We start from the raw sequence: 19807 nt of genomic DNA, 5'->3' as shown, positions 1-19807 counted from the left end.
CGCTGCGCGATGCTAGCCCTCACGCGAACTACTGGAATTGACTTACGGGGATCACGAATATGGCATCGGCCGCACAAGCGACCAATAACGAGCAGCACATGACCGGCTTTCTCGGCTGGATCGAGCGAAACGGAAACAAGCTGCCGGACCCGGTATTCCTGTTTTTCTACTTGATCATCGCGCTGGTTGCGATCTCGGTGCTGAGCGCGGCACTTGGCGTTTCGGCGCTCCATCCGACCACGATCGACGAGGCTACCGGACAGCCGCAGGTGATCGCGGCCGTGAGCCTGCTTTCCGCCGAGAACATCCAGAAACTCTGGGTCGAAATGCCCAAGACTTTCACACACTTCCACCCGCTAGGATATGTGCTGGTAGTGATGCTGGGCGCAGGCGTGGCCGAGCGTTCGGGCTTTTTCGCCGCCGGCATGGCGAGCGCGGTCAAGAGCGCTCCCAAGAAGCTCCTCACCCCCGTCGTCGCGCTGGTCGCGATGATCGGCAACCACGCGGCTGACGCCGGTTACGTAGTGCTGATCCCGCTTGCAGGGATCCTGTTTGCCGCAGCCGGTCGCCATCCGATGGCGGGTATCGCGGCGGCATTTGCGGGCGTTTCAGGCGGCTTCTCAGCCAATGTGTCGCCGGGTCAGCTCGATGCGCTTTTGTTCGGCATTACCGAAGAGGCCGTCGGCGCAAGCGCGCTCGACCCCAGCTGGACCGCCAACCTTGCAGGAAACTGGTACTTCATCAGCGCGATGACGCTGATCTTCCTCCCCATCATCTGGTATGTCACCGACAAGATTATCGAGCCCAAGCTAGGCCCGTGGAAGGGCGGCGCTCAGGCCGGTGCAAGCGAGGAAGACGAACTCAGCCAGGGCGATCCGGCCACCGTTAGCAAGGGCCTGCGCGCAGCGGGGCTCGCTGCGCTTGCTGTCGTCGTACTGTGGGCCGTGATGGTCTTTGCGCCCGGCACGCCGCTGATGAACGAAGCCGCTTGCGACGGCATCCCGGCAGCGGACTGCTCGATCCACTCGGTGCTTCGCCCGTTCTACCAGTCGCTGGTGGCGGCGTTCTTCGTTCTCTTCCTCGCAACCGGCTGGGCCTATGGCCGCGCCACCGGCACGATCAAGGATCACCGCGACCTTGTCGGCATGATGTCGGAATCGATGAAGGACATGGGCTATTACCTCGTCCTCGCTTTTGCAGCCGCTCACTTCGTTGCGATGTTCGGCTGGTCGAACCTTGGCCTAATTTCGGCAGTACATGGCGCAGCTGCGATCCAGTCGACCGGACTGCCCCTGCCGCTGGTTCTGGGCCTGATGGTTCTGTTCGCAGGCCTTCTGAACCTGTTCGTGGGTTCGGCGAGCGCCAAGTGGGCGCTGCTTGCGCCGATCCTCGTGCCGATGCTCATGCTCCTCGGCATCAGCCCGGAAGGCGCAACGGCAGCGTACCGTGTCGGCGACAGCGCGACCAACATCATCACGCCGCTGATGGTGTACTTCCCGCTGATCCTTGTCTTTGCGCAGCGTTGGCAGCCAAGCTTCGGTCTCGGCAGCCTCACCGCGATGATGCTGCCCTATTCGATCTGGCTGCTCGTTTCGGGCACGCTGCTGATCGTGGTATGGTTCTATCTCGGTATCCCGCTCGGTCCGGACGCGCCGGTTGGCTACGTCCTGCCGACGGGCTGAGATACGCGCCAAACAGGCCCAGGCGCCGGGTGAAGGGTGAAACCTAACCCGGCCCTCGGGCGTAGTAAGGTGTAAGGAGAGCAATGCCATGACCGTCCTTCGCCTGATCCTCGCCAGCGCAATGGCTTTGGCTGTCCCGACGGCAATCGTCGCGCAGTCGGGCCCGACGACAGCGGCGGCGCAATCGACCCTCAATTATCGCCTCGATGCGACGGCAAGCCAGGTGTCGGCGCGCGTTCCCTTCTTCGGCCTATCGAGCAAGACCGCCCGCTTCCCGCAAATGTCGGGCAATGTCCGCATCGTGCCCGGCGCGCCTGAGCGTGCGGTCATCGACGTAACCTTCGATGCGCGTGCGCTTGAGGCGCCTGACGAAACCACACTGCGCAGGCTACGCGGAGAAAAGTTCTTCTGGGTCGAGCGTTATCCGACAATCCGTTTCGTCGGCACGTCGCTCAATCTCACCTCACCGACAAAAGGCAAAGTGACCGGAGAGCTGACCGCTCGCGGCGTCACCAACACCGAAACGCTCGAAGTAACCTTCGCCAGCGACCCCAGCATTGCGAGCAGCCAAGCAGTTCGCTTCACCGGAGACATGGAGATCGACCGGCGCGAATACGGGATGCGCAGTTACCAGCTGATCGTTGGCAACAAGGTCGATATCAAGCTGGACGCGCGAATGGTGCCGCGCGGGATGTAAGCGCCTATTCGGCGTCTTCCTCACCCGTTTCGTCGAGATCACGCGCCACCTTCGGATCGCGCAACAGCGCTTCGATCCGGTCCGCCTCAGCAAAGCTTTCATCGCTGCGGAACTTGAGCTTGGGCGCGAATTTGAGCCCGAGCCGCTTTGCAACCTCGCGCTGGAGAAACGCGGTATTCTGCCGCAGCGCGTGGACCACGTCGGCATCGGTGATCTTGGGGCCAGCGGCCAGAAGCGGTTTCACATAAGCAGTCGCGTGGCGCAGATCTGGCGTCATGCGCACTTCGGTGACCGCGATGTTCGAGGCGCTCACCACCTCGTCATGCACTTCCTGCCGCGCGAGCAGTTCGGACAGGATGTGACGCACCCGCTCGCCCACTTTTAGGACGCGGACCGATTGCTGTTCTGCGGTGAAATCTTGTCGTTTGGCCATGGTTGTAACCTTCGTTTGCGCGCCGCCGTACAGTCTCGCGACCGATTTGCCAATTCATCAGCAAATGGGCTCAGCGGCTCTACTTGACATTAAGTCGCAATTGCATAGATACAAAGTCCCCTAGTTACTTATGAAACCAGATGAGGATGTCCCCCGTGAAAAAGCTGACTTCGGTACTCGTTGCTGCTGCTCTCGTCGCCCCCACGATGGCTTCAGCACAGCGCATTGCCACCCCCGGCACTTTTGAGCGCCACGAACAGAACCTTGAAAAGGCCGACGACAAGCGCGCCGAAGCTCGTACGACCGAGCGCCGCGCCGAAAACGATCGCAATGCGAATGAAAACCGCGTGCCTGCCGCCAAGGCTGGCAAGGTCAACACCGCTGCTCCGGCTGTGGGTTCGCCGAACTAAGAGATAACGCTCGGACGGGCGTTAAGCGGGCGGGTGATGGAATGCCATCGCCCGCCCGTTTCTGTTTGCGTAAGCAGAGCGCGCTTGCGCTCAGCCCATCTTCGATAGGATGTTCTTCAGCGAGTTCATGTTGCGCGCGGTGCCTTTGCACTTGAGGCGGCGCTCGAGCACCTTGTTCGACAGATCCGACACACCAACGCCGTAAATGTAATCGAGAAACAGCACCCGGTCGCCGAGAGCAAGCCGCTCGCTTCCTTTGCTGGCATGATCGGCAATCAGTGCGTCGACCGCGCTTTGCTCGGGCCGCTGGCTGAGAAAGATCGAGTGAACCATTTTGTCTGAGCCATGCTCTGGTCCGGTCCCGTGAAACGGGTTTTCATCAATCGAATAGCGCACCTCGTCGACGGTTCGCACCATGGCGCAGGACTTGAAGCCGAAGCGATCCTGAACGAGGCTTTCCAGCTGCACTTCGAGCATGGCGGGATCGCGCTCGTCCGTGAGGATCACGTTGCCGCTGGCGGCGACGGTCGCGACATCCTTGAACCCAGCATCCTCCAAAGCCGCCCTTAGGTCAGCCATCTTGATGCGGTTGCCGCCAATATTGATGCTTCCGAGAAGCGCGAGATAGCGTTGCCCGCTGGCTGCCATCAGCCCATGCCCGTTTCGGTTGGAGACGGGCGCGGCGTCGGGATCGCGGTCGAGGTGGAGCGGGCATAGACTGTCCCATCCTCGCCCAGGAGTTCGCCTTCGAGGAAGACCACGCGCCGCCCGGCCTTGACCACCCGGCCCTTGCCGATGATTGTCGCGCCATCAGGGATCAGCCGGATGAGGCTCATCGAAATGTCGAGGTTGAGCGGTGCCATCTCTCCGCCGGTCGCGGCGACATAAGCATAGCCCATCACATCGTCGAGATAGCCCGCAACAAGCCCACCCTGAACGCCTCCGCGCCAGGTGGTCATCTCGCGTTTGACGGTGAAATGCATGGTCGCGGTCGCTGTCTCCTCGTCGAAGGAAACGAACCGCGAGCCGAGAAGGTTGGAGTGAGGGGACCCTTCGGCCCCCTCCTCGATCTGGTGTCGCCAATCCATGACGCAGCTGGGCAGTCGTTACCCGACTTCCAGTGTCCGTTCGCGCTCTTCGACTTCGAACACCTCGAGCTGGTCGCCCGGCTGGATGTCGTTCGTGTCTTCGAGCACGACACCGCATTCGAGGCCAGCGCGGACTTCGTCGACGTCGTCCTTGAAGCGCCGCAGCGAGGCGATGGTGGTCGCCGAAACGATGACATCCTCGCGGGTGAGACGGGCGAACAGACCCTTGCGGATGACGCCTTCCTCGACCAGCAGACCGGCTGCCTTGTCCTTCTTGCCGGACTTGAAGACCTGCTTGACCGCAGCACGGCCAACAACGGTTTCGATCCGCTCGGGACCAAGCTCGCCGGCCATTTCCTTCGCGACGTCTTCGGTGAGGTGATAGATCACATCGTAATACATCATGCGCACACCGTCGCGTTTCACCAGCTCGCGCGCCTTCGCGTTCGGGCGAACGCCGAAGCCGATGATCGGAGCGTTCGAAGCCGCCGCGAGCGTCACGTCGCTTTCGGTGATGGCGCCAACGCCTGCGTGCAGCACGCGTGCCTTGATGTCGTCGGTCGAGATGTTGTGCAGCGCGTTGACGATTGCCTCGACCGAACCCTGCACGTCGGCTTTCACCAAAACGGGCCACTCGATGACGTTCGACTGAAGGTTGTTGAACATCGTGTCGAAGCTGGTCGGAGCAAGCGCGGTGCGCTGCTCGGTCGCCTTTTCCTGACGATATTCCGCAACTTCGCGGGCACGCTGTTCGTTCTCGACCACGGTCAACTGGTCACCAGCCGACGGCACGCCGCCAAGGCCAAGGACTTCGACCGGCATCGACGGACCGGCTTCCTTGATCTGCTTGCCCTGGTCGTTGACGATCGCACGCACACGGCCGCTCTCGGTGCCGACGACGAAAGTGTCGCCGCGCTTGAGAGTGCCGCGCGTGATCAGCACCGTTGCGACAGGACCACGGCCCTTGTCGAGCTGTGCCTCGATCACGGTTGCATCGGCATCGCGATCCGGACGCGCCTTGAGTTCGAGCAGTTCGGCCTGAAGCGCGATCTTCTCGAGCAGTTCATCAAGGCCGGTCTTCTCCTTGGCGGAGATTTCCACGTCCTGCACGTCACCCGACATCGCCTCGACGATCACTTCGTGCTCGAGCAGGCGGCTGCGGATATTGTTGGGATCAGCCTCAGGCTTGTCCATCTTGTTGATCGCAACGATCATCGGGACGCCGGCTGCCTTGGTGTGATTAATCGCCTCGATCGTCTGCGGCATGATGCCGTCATCCGCCGCGACAACCAGCACCACGATATCGGTCACGTTGGCGCCGCGCTGGCGCATTTCGGTGAACGCGGCGTGGCCCGGCGTGTCGAGGAAGGTGATCTTCTGCTTGTCCTTCGTCGTGATCTGGTAGCTGCCGATATGCTGGGTGATGCCACCGGCCTCGCCCTTGGTCACATCGGTGCCGCGCAGAGCGTCGAGCAGCGAGGTCTTGCCGTGATCGACATGGCCCATGATCGTGACGACTGGAGGACGGGCTTTGAGCGTTTCTTCCGGATCGACGTCCTCTTCGGTGTCGATATCGACGTCGGCTTCAGAGACCTTCTCGATGTTGTGGCCGAACTGTTCGACCAGCAGCTCTGCGGTGTCCTGGTCGATGGTCTGGTTGACCGTGACCATCATGTCGAGGTTGAACAGCTCCTTTACGAGGTCGGCGCCCTTCTCACCCATACGCTTGGCAAGCTCGCCAACCGTGATGGCTTCAGGGACGATCACGTCGCGGACCTGCTTTTCACGCGGCTTGGAGGAGCCGCCGCCTTGCATGCGGCGCTCTTTTTCGCGCGCACGCTTCAATGCGGCGAGGCTGCGTGCACGGCGGCCTTCGTCCTCGTTCAGAGCCTTGGTGACGGTCAGCTTGCCAGAGCGGCGCTTGTCCTTGCCGCCGCCGCCGGTGTCCTTGGCGGCGCGCTTGTCTTCCTTCTTCTTGGCCGGGCGCTTGGGCTCGGGCCGGGCGACAGGCGTGAACTTGCGCGCAGCAGGCGTCGGGCTGCCCTTGGCGGCAGGCGATTCTTCCTTGGCCGGTGCAGCCTCAGGTTCGGCTTCGGCCTGCTTGGCGGCTTCGGCTTCTTCCTTGGCGCGCTTTTCGGCTTCTTCCTCGGCCTTCTTGTTGTCTTCCTGGCGCTTCTTTTCTTCCTCGGCAGCCTGCTTTGCCTTCTGCTCTTCACGCTTGCGCGCTTCTTCGGCGAGCTTCAGGCGGTCTTCCTCGGCTTCGCGCTGAAGGCGAGCGACACGTTCCTGCGGGGTTTCCGCAGCCGGTGCAGGCTTCTTGGGAGCGGCCTTCTTGGGCGGCTCTTTCTTGGCGACCGGTTCGGGCGCAGGTTCTGGCGCAGGCTCCGGTGCAGGTGTCGGCTCAGGCGCAGGCGCTTCGCCCGGTTTCACGAGCTTGCGGCGGCGCTTCACTTCCACCGCCACCTTGTTGGTACGGCCATGGCTGAAGGTCTGCTTGACCTCGCCAGCATCGACCGCCCTTTTCAGGCCCAGCGGTTTACGTGCAGGTTTTTTTTCTTCGTCGCTCATTCTAGCTCGTTCGTCCTTCAAAAATTCTTCTGTCGCCGCGCTGGGCAGATCCCGGCGCGCATATCTGCATCAGTGCTTCTACGTCATCAGGGGCCGCTATTCGGGAGGGTCGCTCCCCATAAAACGAGACAGGCGCATGGCCGCCTGCCCTACCCGGTCTGCCGCGCTCGGTCCTTTCGACCGGACACCGCGCGGGCCCGAAACGCCCAGATGGACGACATTTTCGCGGCCCAATGCCACAGACAGAGCATCGCGGTCCAGTGGCAAGACTGTCCCGCGCTGACCCGATCCTTGCTTTTCCATCCCCACGCGCCATGCCTGGTCGAGCTTCTTGCGCCCGTCCTCGCTGCTGTCGGTGGCGTGCAGCAAAAGCGCGATGCGGCCCGTGCGGGCATGTTCTTCGATCTTCGCAGACCCAAGCACGATGTTTCCACCGCGCAGTTCAAGACCCAGCCTGTCGGCAAGGACCTTGACCAGCGCGGATCCGATCCTGTGCGGCAAATCGTCGCTGTAGGAAAGCGGAACGCGCTTTCCGTCGTCATTGGCTGGCCCACCCTTGAATGCGCGCATCAGCGCCCGCTTGAGATGGCCATCCGCCATCGCGCTTTCAAGCGCAGCGCGATCGGGCGCGATCCACGCCCCGCGGCCCGGGGCCTTGCCCGCAGGGTCGGGATGGACGGATCCATCAGGCGCAACGGCAAGCCGGATCAATTCCTCGCGAGGGTGCACCTCGCCGGAAAGGACGCAGCGGCGTTCGCTCCCGGAAGCGTTTCCGGGAGCTGTTTCTTCAGCGATGTCGGGGTTTACGCGCTCATTGGGTGGAGTCCGCATCGGCGGCCTCCTCAGCGGGAGCGCTAGCGGGCTCCTCGTCTTCAAACCAGTGTGCGCGGGCAGCCATGATGATCTCGTTGCCCTGCTCTTCGGTGAGGCCATATTCACCAAGCACACCGCCCTTGTCCTGCTCGCGCTGCGGGCGACGCATCGGCGGACCGTCGGTGTTGTTTCGGCGGCGCGGTGCTTCGCGCTTCTTCGCGATTAGTTCGTCGGTGGCAAGATCGGCCACATCGTCGAGCGTCTTGAGACCCGCCTTGCCAAGCGTGACAAGCATCGCTTCGTTGAGGTGAGGCAGCTCGGCAATCGCATCTTCAACGCCAAGTTCACGGCGGGCGGTGCGATGCGCTTCTTCCTGACGCTCAAGGGCTTCGATCGCGCGGCTCTGAAGCTCTTCGGCGAGTTCTTCGTCAAAGCCTTCGATTGCGGCGAGTTCGGCCATTTCGACGTAGGCGACCTCTTCCAGCATCGCGAAGCCTTCGGCCACGAGCAGCTGCGAAAGCGTCTCGTCGACGTCGAGCTCTTCTTCGAACATCTTGGAGCGTTCGGCGAATTCCTTGGAGCGCTTCTCCGAAGCTTCTTCCTCGGTCATGATGTCGATCTGGTGACCGGTCAGCTGACTGGCGAGACGCACGTTCTGGCCGCGGCGACCGATGGCGAGCGACAGCTGGTCATCCGGGACGACCACTTCGATGCGGCCATCTTCTTCGTCGAGGACCACGCGGGCAACCGTTGCCGGCTGAAGCGCGTTCACGACGAAGGTCGCGGTGTCTTCCGACCACGGAATGATGTCGATCTTTTCGCCCTGAAGCTCCTGAACGACAGCCTGAACGCGGCTACCCTTCATACCGACGCAAGCGCCGACCGGGTCGATGCTGGAATCGTGGCTGATGACGCCGATCTTGGCGCGCGAACCCGGATCGCGGGCAGCGGCCTTGATCTCGATGATGCCGTCGTAAATCTCGGGCACTTCCTGAGCGAACAGCTTGCGCATGAAGTCAGGCGCAGCGCGCGACAGGAAGATCTGGGGTCCGCGATTGTTACGCTCGACCTTGGTGATGAGAGCGCGGACGCGCTCGCCAACACGGGCGGCTTCACGCGGGATTTGCTGGTCGCGGCGGATGACGCCTTCTGCGCGGCCAAGGTTCACGATCACGTGGCCGAACTCGACCGACTTGATCACGCCGGTGATGATTTCGCCTGCGCGGTCCTTGAACTCTTCAAACTGGCGCTCACGCTCTGCATCGCGGACCTTCTGGAAGATCACCTGCTTTGCCGATTGCGCGTCGATACGGCCAAGGTCGACCGGGGGCAGCGGATCGACGATAAAGTCGCCGACGCTCGCGCCGTCCTGAAGCTTCTGAGCCTGCTTGAGATCGACCTGCTTGAAGTAGTCCTCGACCTCTTCAACGACCTCGACCACGCGCCACAGCGTCAGGTCGCCGGTGTTGGGATCGAGCTTTGCGCGAATGTCGTTCTCGGCGCCGTAACGGTTGCGAGCCGATTTCTGGATCGCTTCTTCCATCGCCTCGATGACGATGGTCTTGTCGATCATCTTCTCGCTAGCGACGGAGTTTGCAATCGCGAGCAGTTCTGCCTTGTTGGCGGAAATGGCACTGGCCATCAGTCGTCTGCCTTTTCTTCTTGGTCTTCTACAATGTCTTCGGCACCAGTGGTGTCGATGGGTTTGGTTGCAGCGATAAGCTTGTCGGTAAGCTCAAGCTTTGCGCTGTGAATCTGGTCTTGCGGGAGCTTTGCCTCACCCGCCTTGGCATCGTCGATGGTCACCATACCATTTTCGATGCCGCCAAGCTCGCCTTTATAGACGCGCTGGCCGTCGAAGCCCTTGGTCATGACGATCCGCGCTTCGTGACCGGCCCAGTTCGTGAAGTCCTTTTCACGGGTGAGGGGGCGGTCGATGCCGGGCGAGGACACTTCGAGATGATACGCGCCTTCGATCAGAACTTCGCCCGCTTCCTCGCGCGCATCGATCATGTCGGAAACGCGGCGCGAGAGCTCGGCGCATTGTTCAATCACCAGCTGACCGGTGGCGGGGTCTTCCGCCATGATCTGCAAGGCTTCCCCGCCATCGCCAGCCTCGGAAGGCATCATCTTCACGCGCACCAGTTCGAAACCCAAAGCCTCGGCTTCAGGTTCGATCAGGTCTGTAAGACGTGCAATGTCGGTCATGCGGCGGCGTGTTACTCTTCAATTGTGACATCATCGAAATGGCAAGGGCCGTTTGTGCCGGCCCCTCGCGGCGCCAGCCCCTTCAAAGTTTCGACGATGTCGGGATGGGTGCTCAGTTAGGCGTCCGACCCGGCTTTGGCAAGCCCCGCGTCACACGCAGAATGTTTTTTACCGCGTGGGTTTATCAAACTCCGGTGACCCAGCGCCTCACCTCTGCTCTGAGTGCGCGCACCTCGTCTTCTTCGTACCGTTCAGCAAAGGCGCGCACGCCCAGCACATCGGCCTCTCTGAGAGGAGGATCGAATGAAAGACCGACTGTCCCGCCATGGACTCCCTTTTGGCACCGCACCACCTCGCCAAACGGCTCGAGCGTGCCAACTTGCAGCAGAGCGTCTTCGCCCTTGGCGAGCGGATCTTGGAGACTGACCTTCGCCCCGGTGAGGGAAAGATCCACAAGAATGCACCGGCGCGTATCGTAGCGCGAGACGAGCTTCGCAGGGATCGCCAGTCGAAGTCGCGGGGCGCCGCGCCTGCCGACCTGGATCGGATCGTCAGGAGCATAGGCTTTACGTAAAAGAGCAGATGGGCGGTTCATGGCCAAGCATTGCTAAGGCCTTATGGCAAAGCCGTTCTTGAGGCGTACCTAGGGTGTTTCCCTTAGGCCATTAGCCGGAGGTTGCTGTCGGGCATCATCGCCCCACGCATCATCGGCAACCTCGTCGCCCCAGCCTTCATCGGCTAGCTGAGACGCGTGCTCGCTGCGCTGGGAAGCCGCCTCATAGCCAGCGATGGCGCGTTCTCCCGCCTCTTCGCGCAACTCCACGATCTCCCGCATCTCTGGATCCATCAGGTCGTGAAGCAACATCGGGCCCAGATACCAGACCGCAGTCGCGAAGATTGCGGTCAGGATGATGCTCTGGCCATAGGAACGAATCCCGGACGACACACTTTGCAGGAGGGTGCTTTTTCGCATCACAAAGCAGGCGTAGAGGCCCGCGCTTAAGGATTGGTTGCCCTAGAGACGTGCCGATTGGCCCATGTTTACGCGAAACAGGTCAGTCGGCCTCTTCCATCAGGGCATGCTTCTTGATGCAGTGGCGCAGCTGGTCATAGCTGAGGCCAAGCGCCTTTGCGGTCTGGCGCTGATTCCAGCGATGCTTGCCAAGGGCATGTTCGACGATGGCTCGCTCATGCGCATCGACCGCAGCGCGCAGATCCTCGATCTCGTCGAAACACGGAGCCTGCGTCGCAAAGTCGCTGGCGGCGGGCGCGGAAGACGGCGCAGCGGGAACTGGAGCATTGGAGCGGCGGTGGCTCGGCGCTGCCGGTTTCCAAGGGCTGTCGAACGGGTCGAACTGAACATGCGCGATCGGCGTGTCGGGATCGTCCCAGCGATAGACTGAGCGTTCGACCACGTTGCGCAGCTCGCGCACATTTCCGGGCCAGCCATATTCTTCGAGCTGGTTCATCACGTGCGGCGCAAAGCCCGGCCAGCCATGCCAGTCGAGCTCTGCCGCCATTCGCCGTGCAAAATACTCGGCCAGAACGCCCACGTCGCCTTCGCGCACGCGCAGGGGAGGAAGCGTGATGACTTCGAAACTCAGTCGGTCAAGCAGGTCGGCACGAAACTCCCCGGTTTCGGCAAGATTGGGCAGGTCGTCATTGGTTGCGGCGACAATGCGCACATCGACGCGGACCGGGCGCGAGGAACCGATGCGGGTCACTTCGCCATATTCGACTGCTCTCAGCAGGCGTTCTTGTGCGCCCATCGACAAGGTGCCCAGTTCGTCGAGAAACAGAGTGCCCTTGTCGGCCTCCTCGAACCTTCCCGCGCGCGCCTTGGTAGCACCCGTAAAAGCGCCCGCCTCGTGACCGAACAATTCGGCCTCGATCAAGCTTTCGGGAAGCGCGGCGCAGTTCATGGTGACGAGCGGTTCGTCCCAACGGGTCGACAGGCGGTGGAGACGTTCGGCGATCAGTTCCTTGCCGGTTCCGCGCTCGCCGATGACCAGAACGGGTCGGCTCATGGGCGCAGCACGCGAGGCGCGCTCGACCGCGTCGAGAAAGGCGCCGGACTGGCCGATAAACTGGTTTTCGCGCTCCATGATCCCTCCTTGCACTAACCTATAGTGAAAAATCCCAATGTTTGGCAATAGGAACCATGCCATTCATGCGGGAGTCATCCAAAAACCAAGGGTTTCCGCCGGTTTTCAAGTTTGGCACGCTGGTTGCAGACATGGGGGCAAACGCAGACACGTTCTTGGAGACCCACAATGTACAACGCCTCATTCTTCCGCAGCAAGCTTGGCCACGCCTCGCTCGCCAGCGTCGCTGCAATGGTCGCGATGATCGCTCTGACCAGCCAGATGAACCTGGGTCTGGAAGATGCTCACATTGCACAACCCAGCGGCAACAGCACCATGCTGGTCGAGCTCGCTTGAGGCTGATTGTGAGCAAGCGGGACGATATTCCAGGTGGTGATCCTTTCGGGCCGGAGCGCAAGTCTCCAGTCGCGAATGCCGATCTCAGCGACGCGCTTACCCCGATGCGCGTTCGCTCCGACGGCAGCGCTTCGGCCCACCCCTCAAAGCTCTCGCGTCTCGACGAAGAAATCGAGGCCTTGCGTCGCAGCCCCACCCCGACGCAAACTCATGGCTCAAGCGATCGTGACGACGACTCGCGCCAGAGCACTAACCCGTTCCTAGATGGAGTAGCCTTTATGGGCATTTTCAGCCGCACTCGTGACATCATTGCCGCGAACTTCAACGACATGCTCGACAAGGCGGACGACCCGCAGAAGATGATCCGCATGATCATCCTCGAGATGGAAGAAACGCTGGTGGAAGTCCGGGCAAGCGCGGCGCGCACGATTGCAGACCAGAAAGAAATGCACCGTCACGTCGTCAAGCTCGACAAGCTCCAGGCAGATTGGGGCGAGAAAGCGCAGCTCGCGCTTTCGAAGGACCGCGAAGACCTGGCTCGCGCTGCTCTCGTCGAGAAGAAGAAAGCGACCGGCATGGCAGACCAGCTGCGCGCCGAGATCGCCGTACTCGACGACGCGCTGCGCGCTTACGAAGACGACATTCAGAAGCTGCAGCATCGCCTGCGCGAAGCCCGCAGCCGCCAGACCGCTATCGCGGCGCGTCTCGAAAGCGCGGAAAACCGTGTGAAGCTGCGCACGCTGATGAGCACCGAACGCACGGACGAGGCGCTTGCCCGCTTCGACCAGCTTGAACGCCGCGTCGACTATGCCGAAGGGCGCGCCGATGCGATCCAGATCGGTCAGGACCAGCCGCCGTCGCTCTCTGACGAGATCGCCGCGCTCGAAGGTGCCGATGCGATCGACGATGAGCTTGCGGAAATGAAAAAAGCGCTCGGCAAGCCTGAAAAAGACGACTGAACAACGATTAGAAACACGACAGGGAATTGAACCGTGGACCCCGAATTTATAATCATCCCGATGCTTTTCATCGGCCTGCCGTGGCTGATCCTCCACTACGTGACCAAGTGGAAGACGGCAGCCACGATCACCACTGACGACGAGGTGCTGCTCGAAGAGCTCTACAACCTCGCTAAGCGCCTCGACGAGCGCATGGATACGGTGGAGCGTCTGGTCGCTTCCGATGACCCATCATTCAATCCGGTCAAGCGCCTTCAGGCCGACCAGGACACCGACAACCAGCAGCTGCGCGAACTCGAACAGCTGATGGCCGAAAAGAAAGGAGCCAGCCAATGAATAGTCCCCGCACCTCGCTTTATCGAGACAAGCACAATGCAAAGCTGATGGGAGTGTGCTCCGGCATTGCGGACTACACCGGGATCGACGCCTTCTGGCTGCGCCTCGGCATGGTGGTTCTCACCATCACGCTCGGCTGGCCGCTGATCGCCTACTTCATTGCTGGCGCGCTCCTCCAGAAGAAGCCGCCGCACCTGTACCGCGACAATCAGGAACAGCAGTACTGGCAGCGTGTCCGCCAGAGCCCGAAGCGCACGGCGCGCGAAATTCGCTCCCGCTTCCGGGACATCGACCGCCGGCTTGCTGACGTTGAAACCTACTATGTCAGCAACAACCCGCGCCTGACGGCCGAGATCGAACAACTGCGCTGATCCAGCGTTCGTAGGGGAGATAGGGTCATGCCAATCGGCGAAGTATTCCTGAACGCAATGCTCGTGATCCTGGCGTTCTCCGGTGTGTTGGGACTGACCAGCATGTTCCTGAGCCACCGCCGCGAAATGGCGCGGATCAAGTCTGGCAATCAGAACAGGTCAGCGGCTCTCACACACGAGAACGTCGAGCTGAAGGAAACCGTCAGCCTGATGCAGGACCGGATCGCGGTGCTCGAGCAGATCGCCATCGACCCGGCCCGCAGAACGGCCGACGAGATTGAAAAACTGCGCTGAGGCGCGTCAACACACGAAGGGGCAATTAAGTCATGGATCCGGGTCAACTCGCACTTCTCATTCCGATCATTGGGGTATCGATCCCGGTCATCGCGATCTGGGCAAAGCATCAGCAAAAGATGGCAGAGCTCAAGATGGACGCGACCGCCGACGCGACGGCTGAGAAAGCCGCGCAATACGCCGCGCAGGTCCAGAAGCTCGAAGACCGGGTCCAGGTGCTCGAACGCATCGTCACCGACCGCGGCTACGACATCGCGACCCAGATCGAAGCACTGCGTGACACGCGTTCGGTCGAGGACAGCGACGCCGGTGTCCCCCTCAACATCAGCAACAAGGAAACCGCATAATGGATTGGGGCGGCCCCTCTTTCGTCATCGCCATCATCGCTGTCAGCATGGGCGGATGGCTGATCAACAACTGGATCCGCGCCAAGCACGGCTATGACCTCGAAGACGAGTGGGGCGGCAAGACCTCCAAGCGCGACACGGGCGGCGAGAATGAGAAGCTCAAGGCGGAAAACCGCGAGCTCAACAATAAGCTCGACGCCATGCAGGACCGCATGATCGTGCTCGAAAAGATCGTCACAGACCGCGGCTACACGCTCTCCGAAGAGATCGAGGCGCTGCGCGACAAACCCTCCAGCACCGACAGCGGCACTCCCCTGAACTTTGGCCAGAAGGAAACACAGCAATGAGCCCCGACGCTGCTGCAGTCATCATTCCGAACCTTCCCTGGATCATCGGCGGCGCTCTCGCCGTGGGAGGCGCAGGTGTGCTCGGCTGGATCTACACGACCAAGCTGCGCATCCAGAACGGCTACCCGCTTGACGGTTCGTGGGGACAGGCTCTCCACCCGAAAACCGACCACGAAGCCAAGCAGCGCGTGACCCTGCTCACCCAGGAAAACGCAGAGCTTCGCGCGGAACTGGGCTCGGTAAAGGACCGGCTCGCGAACGTGGAACGCATCGTCACCGACAGCGGCTATCACCTGTCGAGCGAGATCGACCAATTGAAGGATCGCCGCCTCGAAAACCGCAAGGATGAAGGGAACGCATAATGGATATGGATCTCGTCCTCATCTTCAGTTTCATCACTGTCGTGGTCGCGATCACCGGCATCAGCATCAACGCGATCGTTGCCAAGGTCTACGCCCACAAGAAGTGGGCACGCGAACATTCGCTGATCGGATCGAAGTCCAGCGAAACGGTGAGCCAGATCGCCGAACGCACCGAGATGATCGAAGATCGCCTCAAGGTGCTCGAACGCCTCGCAACCGATCGCGGTTCGCTGCTGTCGGATGAGATCGAAGCCCTGCGCGACGATGTGAAATCGCGCCGCCAGTTGGAGAACGGCTGATGTTTGGCCCTGACACCGCCTTGATGTTCGATGCCATGCAGATGTCGGCAGTCGTGGCCGGTGTCACGGGCGCAGCGGTCTACTTCGCCATGCGCTGGCGCCGGACGAGCAAGAACCGAAAGGCCATCGACAGGTCCGAAGGCATGAACCTCGAAGAACGCGTCCGCGTGCTTGAACGCATCGCGACCGACCGCTCGATCGACCTTGCCGAAGAAATCGAGGCGCTGCGTGAACCGGCTGCCAAACCGAAGCTTGGAGGAAACCAGTAATGAGTTCGTGGGCCATCGTCGCTGTTATCGCCATCGTCGTCTGGGGGATCGTCCAGATGGCCAAGGCGCGCCACGGCATCACGACCGATGCCGAAGGCAACGAAACGTGGACGCCGCGCGCCCATGACGAAGACGACCGCCCAAGCCGCGCCGAGATCGAAGAGACCCGGCGCGAAATGGAACAATTGCGCGAGCGCCTTCACGTTCTCGAACGCATCGCAACCGACAACAACACGATGGATGCCCGCGAACGTGCGCGCATCGCCGCTGAAATCGAAGCTCTCAGAAGCCCTGGCGAGGGATCGATAGCTTCAACCCCACTCCCGTCCAAGGAGGAGCAGAGCCAATGATGATGGACCCCGTACTCGTTATCGCCGCAACCTGCCTTGTTGGCATCACCGTGGTCGCCTTTGCGCTCTTGCGAGCGTGGCAGGGCTGGCTCCAACTGAAGCGCGAGGAGATCGAACGCGGCACCACCCGCCCGGATCCCGCAGCCGAAATCGAAGGCGGCGCCAGCGTCGGTGCAGCCCGGATCGAGCTTGCCGACATGAAAGAGCGGATCAAGAAGCTCGAAGCGATTGCCAGCGGAGTTGAGCTTTAAGCGAATTGTTTCGCGGCTTACTCGCCCACGCCCCTTTCGCTTCGCAGCCGCGCATCCTAAATGCGCCCCCATGCGAAGTCTTGACGATATCCAGGAAGAATACGAATTCCTCGAAGGCGATGAACGCTACCGCCTGCTGATCGAGCTCGGGCGCGAGCTTGAGGACATGCCCGACGCGCTGAAAACCGAAGCGACCCTCGTGCGCGGTTGTTCGGCAGCGGTGTGGGTCTATCCCACCGAGACGGCAGGCGATGGCGCCCTCCACTTCCTTGCCGACAGCAACGCGGCAATCACCAAGGGCATCGTCGCGCTCGTCATCGCCGCCGTGCAGGACAAGCCCGCGCGCGAAGTGGCCGAGATGGATGTGACCGCCGCGCTCGACCCCTTCGATCTCAAGAACCAGCTTTCGTCCAATCGCACACAGGGCGTTCCCAACATGATCGCGCTCGTCAAGGAGCACGCGGCGCGTCTGGCCGATGCCTGACCCCCTGCTCCGCCCGCTGCGTGCGGAGGAGCTGGAGCGAGCGAGCGCGCTTTGCCTGCGGTCAAAGGCGCATTGGGGATACGACGCTGCTTTCATCGAGGCATGCCGGGTGGAATTGACGCTAACCCGCGAAGACCTTGCGACAAGCGATGTCATCGTCGCAGAGGATGACGCCAGCATCACTGGGCTTGCGCAACTTCGGATCGACGGAGCGCTGAGCGAGCTTGAGAAACTCTTCGTGGAGCCGCGCCTGATCGGAACAGGGCTCGGCAAGGCGCTCTTCGCCTGGGCACGCGATGCCGCAGAGCGCAAAGGGGCAGCCAGAATGGTCGTGACTGCCGATCCTGATGCCGTCCCGTTTTACCGCAGCATTGGATTTGAGCCGGTCGGGGAGGAGCCATCGGGCTCGGTATCCGGACGTGTGTTGCCGGTGCTGGGAATGGATTTGCGTCAAAGCGGACCGGGCGGCTGATCCGGTGCGCTGGCTTTACCTCGTCTCCGGGATCATCTGCGTTGCGCTTGGCGCGATTGGAGCGGTTCTGCCGCTTATGCCGACTGTGCCGTTCCTGCTGCTGGCCGCGTTCTGCTTTGCGCGCAGCAATCCGGAATGGGAGCAGCGCATTCTCGCCGATCCGCGCTGGGGGCCGCAAATCCGCGACTGGCGCGAACGCCGGGCGATCTCGCGCAAGGCCAAGGTCGCCTCTGTAGCAGCCATGAGCGCCGGGGTCGCATTCACGGGCTTTACGCTTGGCCAACCGTGGGTCTGGGCGTCGGTTGCGGTGCTGGTGATCATCGGCGGCTGGATCGTGACGCGCGCAGAATAGGCACTCAGCCCGCTCGGTGAAGGGGCCGACACCGGATAGCGCCTCACAATTTTCCTACACGGGTGATGACCTGTATCTTCGATCGACTTCAGCAAGATGTTGGTGAAAATCGAAAGGTCACACGTCCTACATGGGAACTCGCGCGAACGCCTCATTCAAACCATTGAATTTGCACACTTTTGCGAAGTTCAGCAAGGCAGCTGCGTTTTTCCCAAACACCCCTTTGCGCGTTCCATCACTTGCCAGCAGATCAGTTCTAAACACTGACCTCGGCTTCCTCGCTGACGCTGACTTCGACAGCCGGAGGGGGATCGCGGGTCATCTCGAAGGGTCCGCGCCAGTGGTCGATATGCCACTCGCCCGCAATGCGCGTCCCGTCATCGTTGAGCGTGCCGTAATAGAGCACGGTCTGGCGGTATTCCCAGCCAGCGCCGTGATAGGTCTTGGCGAAGTGGACCGCCTTGCCGATGCGGGTGCCGCTGATCGTCGCTTCGGCGGTGCCTCCGGCGAACTCGTGCGGTTCGATCACGCTGCCGCTCAGCACGCCGCCCGCTTCGCTGAGGCGAGCAAGGAAGGGCGTGACGGGCCCCGCTTCGGGGACATCGGGATAAGCGAAGGTGCCGTCCCACTCGCCGGAGAGGTTGTGGTTGCCGCCCATCCGCGCCGGTCAGGCCGATCAGGCCCCGGCACTCTCGCGGACGATAGCCTCGCCGCTCTGCGACTGGCGCTTGAGCTCGGCCTTGAGCTTGGCCGGATCGCGCGCGAGCACGAAGCCGAAGCTCACCCCGCCCTCCTTGCCGATGGTGGCGTGGTGAAGACGGTGGGCCTGCACCAGCCGCTTGGCATAGGCGTTCTTGGGCACGTATCGGCCAAAGCGCTGATGGACGAGGCCGTCGTGAACGAGAGCGTAGATCACGCCGTAGAGGTTGACGCCCAAGGCCGCCCACCAAAGCGCGTCCCAATAGAGCGCGCCGAAGATGTACATGCCTGCGTTGATCGTGCCGAAGACGACCGCGAACAGGTCGTTCTTCTCAAGCTTGTTGTCGTGCGGCTCGTGATGGTCGCGGTGCCAGCCCCAGCCCCAGCCGTGCATGATGTACTTGTGTGCATACCACGCAAAGAACTCCATGAAGATCAGAGCGCCGAGCGTGACGGCGATGGCTGCGGGCCAACTCATGCTGCGATCTCCTTCCTCACGGTTCCTGCTTCATACGACTGTTCAACCACCCTCGCGCGGCGCGCGGCGGGCAGCGCCCACCATGGCACGTCGGGCCGGTGGTGATGCTCGAGATGATAGCCGAAATGAAAGCAGGTCAAAAGGCTCGTCAGTGTCGAAAAACCATCGGTGCGCGCATTGTGCTTGTCGGCGAACGGCTTGGCGTCGGCGTGATGATGGGGGCGGTAAGTGCCGAAGTAGAACAGCTGGAGCGAGGAAAGCAGCGCAGGCGCTCCGTAAAGCAGCACGATCTGGACCATCGGAATGCCCAGCACCAGCCAGTAGATGCCGACCACGGTGTGCACGAAGATCAGCGACTGCCAACCGAAATAGCGCTTGAAGAAGGTCCAGTACCAGCGCGCGAAACTCGACGGGTTGTCCTCGTCGAAATCGGGATCACCCTTGTGCCCAGCGAGCCGGTGATGCGTATGATGCGCGTCGCGCAAGGTGCGCCAAGCAAAGCCCGCATAGAGGAACAGAAGCACCGTCGCGATCGCAGCGTTCACTCTCCCCTTGCCCGGCAGCAGGCTGCCATGCATCGCATCGTGGCAGACGATGAAGACGCCAACGGAAAGCCAGCACTGCACCGCCGCCATAAGGATCGCGAAGGGCAGGTTCGACCACGAAAGCTCAAACACGAACATCGCGTAGGCATGGATACCCAGCCACCCGCCAGCAATCAGCGCGGCAAGGGCAAGGCCGATCAGCCCCTGCACGCTGCGATAAGGCAAGGTGAAGCGTTGCTCGCTCATGTTGGT

At 61.7% G+C, this 19807-nt stretch carries 31 protein-coding genes; 18 read left to right on the top strand and 13 right to left on the bottom strand.

What is annotated here, in order from left to right; genetic code table 11:
• Positions 1-59 precede the first annotated feature (59 nt).
• Together AC0V6T_RS02930 and AC0V6T_RS02925 are read left to right on the top strand one after the other, a co-directional pair.
• Positions 60-1682, top strand: coding sequence for an AbgT family transporter (locus AC0V6T_RS02930; RefSeq protein ID WP_486124174.1), 1623 nt, complete (start codon positions 60-62; stop codon positions 1680-1682).
• Positions 1683-1770: 88 nt separating this feature from the next.
• Positions 1771-2379 carry a YceI family protein gene (locus AC0V6T_RS02925; protein ID WP_486124172.1) on the top strand — a complete coding sequence of 203 codons (609 nt, stop codon included), beginning with the start codon at positions 1771-1773 and terminating at the stop codon, positions 2377-2379.
• A 4-nt stretch (positions 2380-2383) separates the two neighbouring features.
• Here the strand turns inward: AC0V6T_RS02925 and rbfA are convergent, their stop codons facing one another.
• The gene (rbfA, locus tag AC0V6T_RS02920) at positions 2384-2812 is read right to left on the bottom strand and encodes a 30S ribosome-binding factor RbfA (RefSeq protein WP_486124170.1); all 429 of its coding nucleotides are present in this window, start codon (positions 2810-2812) and stop codon (positions 2384-2386) included.
• 155 nt (positions 2813-2967) lie between these two features.
• Between rbfA and AC0V6T_RS02915 the strand changes: the two genes are divergently transcribed.
• Positions 2968-3222 carry a hypothetical protein gene (locus AC0V6T_RS02915; RefSeq protein WP_486124168.1) on the top strand — a complete coding sequence of 85 codons (255 nt, stop codon included), beginning with the start codon at positions 2968-2970 and terminating at the stop codon, positions 3220-3222.
• A gap of 90 nt (positions 3223-3312) precedes the next feature.
• Here AC0V6T_RS02915 and AC0V6T_RS02910 read toward each other — a convergent pair whose 3' ends face one another.
• The 9 genes from AC0V6T_RS02910 to pspF form a co-directional block, all read right to left on the bottom strand.
• The gene (locus AC0V6T_RS02910; protein ID WP_486124166.1) at positions 3313-3870 is read right to left on the bottom strand and encodes a DUF1697 domain-containing protein; all 558 of its coding nucleotides are present in this window, start codon (positions 3868-3870) and stop codon (positions 3313-3315) included.
• Positions 3870-4310, bottom strand: a complete 441-nt coding sequence (locus tag AC0V6T_RS02905) for a PaaI family thioesterase (RefSeq protein WP_007164917.1) — start codon at positions 4308-4310, stop codon at positions 3870-3872. Before AC0V6T_RS02905 ends, AC0V6T_RS02910 begins: the two co-directional genes overlap by 1 nt.
• 18 nt (positions 4311-4328) lie before the next feature.
• Positions 4329-6878 (bottom strand): translation initiation factor IF-2, encoded by a 2550-nt coding sequence (gene infB, locus AC0V6T_RS02900; protein ID WP_486124164.1) that lies wholly within the window; start codon positions 6876-6878, stop codon positions 4329-4331.
• Positions 6879-6974: 96 nt separating this feature from the next.
• A complete protein-coding gene (locus AC0V6T_RS02895) occupies positions 6975-7709 on the bottom strand; it encodes a DUF448 domain-containing protein (RefSeq protein ID WP_486124162.1) in 735 nt (244 codons plus the stop codon).
• The gene (gene nusA / locus AC0V6T_RS02890) at positions 7690-9333 is read right to left on the bottom strand and encodes a transcription termination factor NusA (RefSeq protein WP_007164920.1); all 1644 of its coding nucleotides are present in this window, start codon (positions 9331-9333) and stop codon (positions 7690-7692) included. The genes AC0V6T_RS02895 and nusA overlap by 20 nt, the downstream gene beginning before the upstream one ends.
• On the bottom strand, positions 9333-9899 hold the full coding sequence (gene rimP / locus AC0V6T_RS02885) for a ribosome maturation protein RimP (RefSeq protein ID WP_486124160.1): 567 nt from the start codon (positions 9897-9899) through the stop codon (positions 9333-9335). Before rimP ends, nusA begins: the two co-directional genes overlap by 1 nt.
• A 184-nt stretch (positions 9900-10083) precedes the next feature.
• The gene (locus tag AC0V6T_RS02880) at positions 10084-10494 is read right to left on the bottom strand and encodes a PilZ domain-containing protein (protein ID WP_007164922.1); all 411 of its coding nucleotides are present in this window, start codon (positions 10492-10494) and stop codon (positions 10084-10086) included.
• Between the two features lie 48 nt (positions 10495-10542).
• On the bottom strand, positions 10543-10872 hold the full coding sequence (locus tag AC0V6T_RS02875) for a hypothetical protein (protein ID WP_486124158.1): 330 nt from the start codon (positions 10870-10872) through the stop codon (positions 10543-10545).
• An 82-nt stretch (positions 10873-10954) separates the two neighbouring features.
• Positions 10955-12004 (bottom strand): phage shock protein operon transcriptional activator, encoded by a 1050-nt coding sequence (pspF, locus tag AC0V6T_RS02870; protein WP_486124156.1) that lies wholly within the window; start codon positions 12002-12004, stop codon positions 10955-10957.
• Between the two features lie 168 nt (positions 12005-12172).
• On the opposite strand from pspF, the gene AC0V6T_RS02865 reads away from it, so the two are divergent.
• The 15 genes from AC0V6T_RS02865 to AC0V6T_RS02795 all read left to right on the top strand — a co-directional run bounded on the left by AC0V6T_RS02865 (position 12173) and on the right by AC0V6T_RS02795 (position 17833).
• Positions 12173-12340 carry a hypothetical protein gene (locus tag AC0V6T_RS02865; RefSeq protein WP_007164925.1) on the top strand — a complete coding sequence of 56 codons (168 nt, stop codon included), beginning with the start codon at positions 12173-12175 and terminating at the stop codon, positions 12338-12340.
• Between the two features lie 104 nt (positions 12341-12444).
• Complete coding sequence (gene pspA / locus AC0V6T_RS02860) at positions 12445-13299, top strand: phage shock protein PspA (RefSeq protein WP_486128480.1); 855 nt, start codon at positions 12445-12447, stop codon at positions 13297-13299.
• A 33-nt stretch (positions 13300-13332) separates the two neighbouring features.
• A complete protein-coding gene (gene pspB / locus AC0V6T_RS02855; RefSeq protein WP_486124154.1) occupies positions 13333-13635 on the top strand; it encodes an envelope stress response membrane protein PspB in 303 nt (100 codons plus the stop codon).
• Positions 13632-14006 carry an envelope stress response membrane protein PspC gene (gene pspC / locus AC0V6T_RS02850; protein ID WP_486124152.1) on the top strand — a complete coding sequence of 125 codons (375 nt, stop codon included), beginning with the start codon at positions 13632-13634 and terminating at the stop codon, positions 14004-14006. The genes pspB and pspC overlap by 4 nt, the downstream gene beginning before the upstream one ends.
• Before the next feature lie 27 nt (positions 14007-14033).
• Positions 14034-14300: a hypothetical protein gene (locus AC0V6T_RS02845; protein ID WP_486124150.1), complete on the top strand. Its 267-nt coding sequence runs from the start codon at positions 14034-14036 to the stop codon at positions 14298-14300.
• A 32-nt stretch (positions 14301-14332) separates the two neighbouring features.
• Positions 14333-14647, top strand: a complete 315-nt coding sequence (locus tag AC0V6T_RS02840; RefSeq protein WP_007164930.1) for a hypothetical protein — start codon at positions 14333-14335, stop codon at positions 14645-14647.
• The gene (locus AC0V6T_RS02835) at positions 14647-14994 is read left to right on the top strand and encodes a hypothetical protein (RefSeq protein WP_486124148.1); all 348 of its coding nucleotides are present in this window, start codon (positions 14647-14649) and stop codon (positions 14992-14994) included. The genes AC0V6T_RS02840 and AC0V6T_RS02835 overlap by 1 nt, the downstream gene beginning before the upstream one ends.
• Positions 14991-15356, top strand: a complete 366-nt coding sequence (locus AC0V6T_RS02830; protein ID WP_486124146.1) for a hypothetical protein — start codon at positions 14991-14993, stop codon at positions 15354-15356. The genes AC0V6T_RS02835 and AC0V6T_RS02830 overlap by 4 nt, the downstream gene beginning before the upstream one ends.
• Complete coding sequence (locus AC0V6T_RS02825) at positions 15356-15655, top strand: hypothetical protein (RefSeq protein WP_007164933.1); 300 nt, start codon at positions 15356-15358, stop codon at positions 15653-15655. Before AC0V6T_RS02830 ends, AC0V6T_RS02825 begins: the two co-directional genes overlap by 1 nt.
• Entirely contained in the window at positions 15655-15924 is a 270-nt protein-coding gene (locus tag AC0V6T_RS02820) for a hypothetical protein (RefSeq protein ID WP_486124144.1), read from the top strand. The genes AC0V6T_RS02825 and AC0V6T_RS02820 overlap by 1 nt, the downstream gene beginning before the upstream one ends.
• A complete protein-coding gene (locus tag AC0V6T_RS02815; RefSeq protein WP_486124142.1) occupies positions 15924-16274 on the top strand; it encodes a hypothetical protein in 351 nt (116 codons plus the stop codon). Before AC0V6T_RS02820 ends, AC0V6T_RS02815 begins: the two co-directional genes overlap by 1 nt.
• Positions 16274-16525 (top strand): hypothetical protein, encoded by a 252-nt coding sequence (locus AC0V6T_RS02810; RefSeq protein WP_111993765.1) that lies wholly within the window; start codon positions 16274-16276, stop codon positions 16523-16525. Before AC0V6T_RS02815 ends, AC0V6T_RS02810 begins: the two co-directional genes overlap by 1 nt.
• A gap of 70 nt (positions 16526-16595) precedes the next feature.
• Complete coding sequence (locus AC0V6T_RS02805) at positions 16596-17009, top strand: SufE family protein (protein WP_486124140.1); 414 nt, start codon at positions 16596-16598, stop codon at positions 17007-17009.
• On the top strand, positions 17002-17481 hold the full coding sequence (locus AC0V6T_RS02800; RefSeq protein ID WP_486124138.1) for a GNAT family N-acetyltransferase: 480 nt from the start codon (positions 17002-17004) through the stop codon (positions 17479-17481). Before AC0V6T_RS02805 ends, AC0V6T_RS02800 begins: the two co-directional genes overlap by 8 nt.
• A 4-nt stretch (positions 17482-17485) precedes the next feature.
• Positions 17486-17833, top strand: a complete 348-nt coding sequence (locus tag AC0V6T_RS02795) for a YbaN family protein (RefSeq protein WP_486124136.1) — start codon at positions 17486-17488, stop codon at positions 17831-17833.
• 256 nt (positions 17834-18089) lie between these two features.
• On the opposite strand, the gene AC0V6T_RS02790 is transcribed toward AC0V6T_RS02795, so the two are convergent.
• From AC0V6T_RS02790 to AC0V6T_RS02780, 3 genes are read right to left on the bottom strand one after another with little or no spacing between them, the layout of a single operon-like run.
• Positions 18090-18491 carry a hypothetical protein gene (locus AC0V6T_RS02790; RefSeq protein WP_486124134.1) on the bottom strand — a complete coding sequence of 134 codons (402 nt, stop codon included), beginning with the start codon at positions 18489-18491 and terminating at the stop codon, positions 18090-18092.
• Positions 18492-18509: 18 nt separating this feature from the next.
• Positions 18510-19010, bottom strand: coding sequence for a sterol desaturase family protein (locus AC0V6T_RS02785; RefSeq protein WP_007164941.1), 501 nt, complete (start codon positions 19008-19010; stop codon positions 18510-18512).
• On the bottom strand, positions 19007-19801 hold the full coding sequence (locus AC0V6T_RS02780) for a fatty acid desaturase (RefSeq protein WP_486124131.1): 795 nt from the start codon (positions 19799-19801) through the stop codon (positions 19007-19009). Before AC0V6T_RS02780 ends, AC0V6T_RS02785 begins: the two co-directional genes overlap by 4 nt.
• Positions 19802-19807 lie beyond the last annotated feature (6 nt).

It is taken from the genome of Erythrobacter sp. S158 (genome assembly GCF_057364915.1).
Note: the sequence above shows the minus strand (reverse complement) of the source record. Positions and strands in the feature narration are given on the sequence as shown.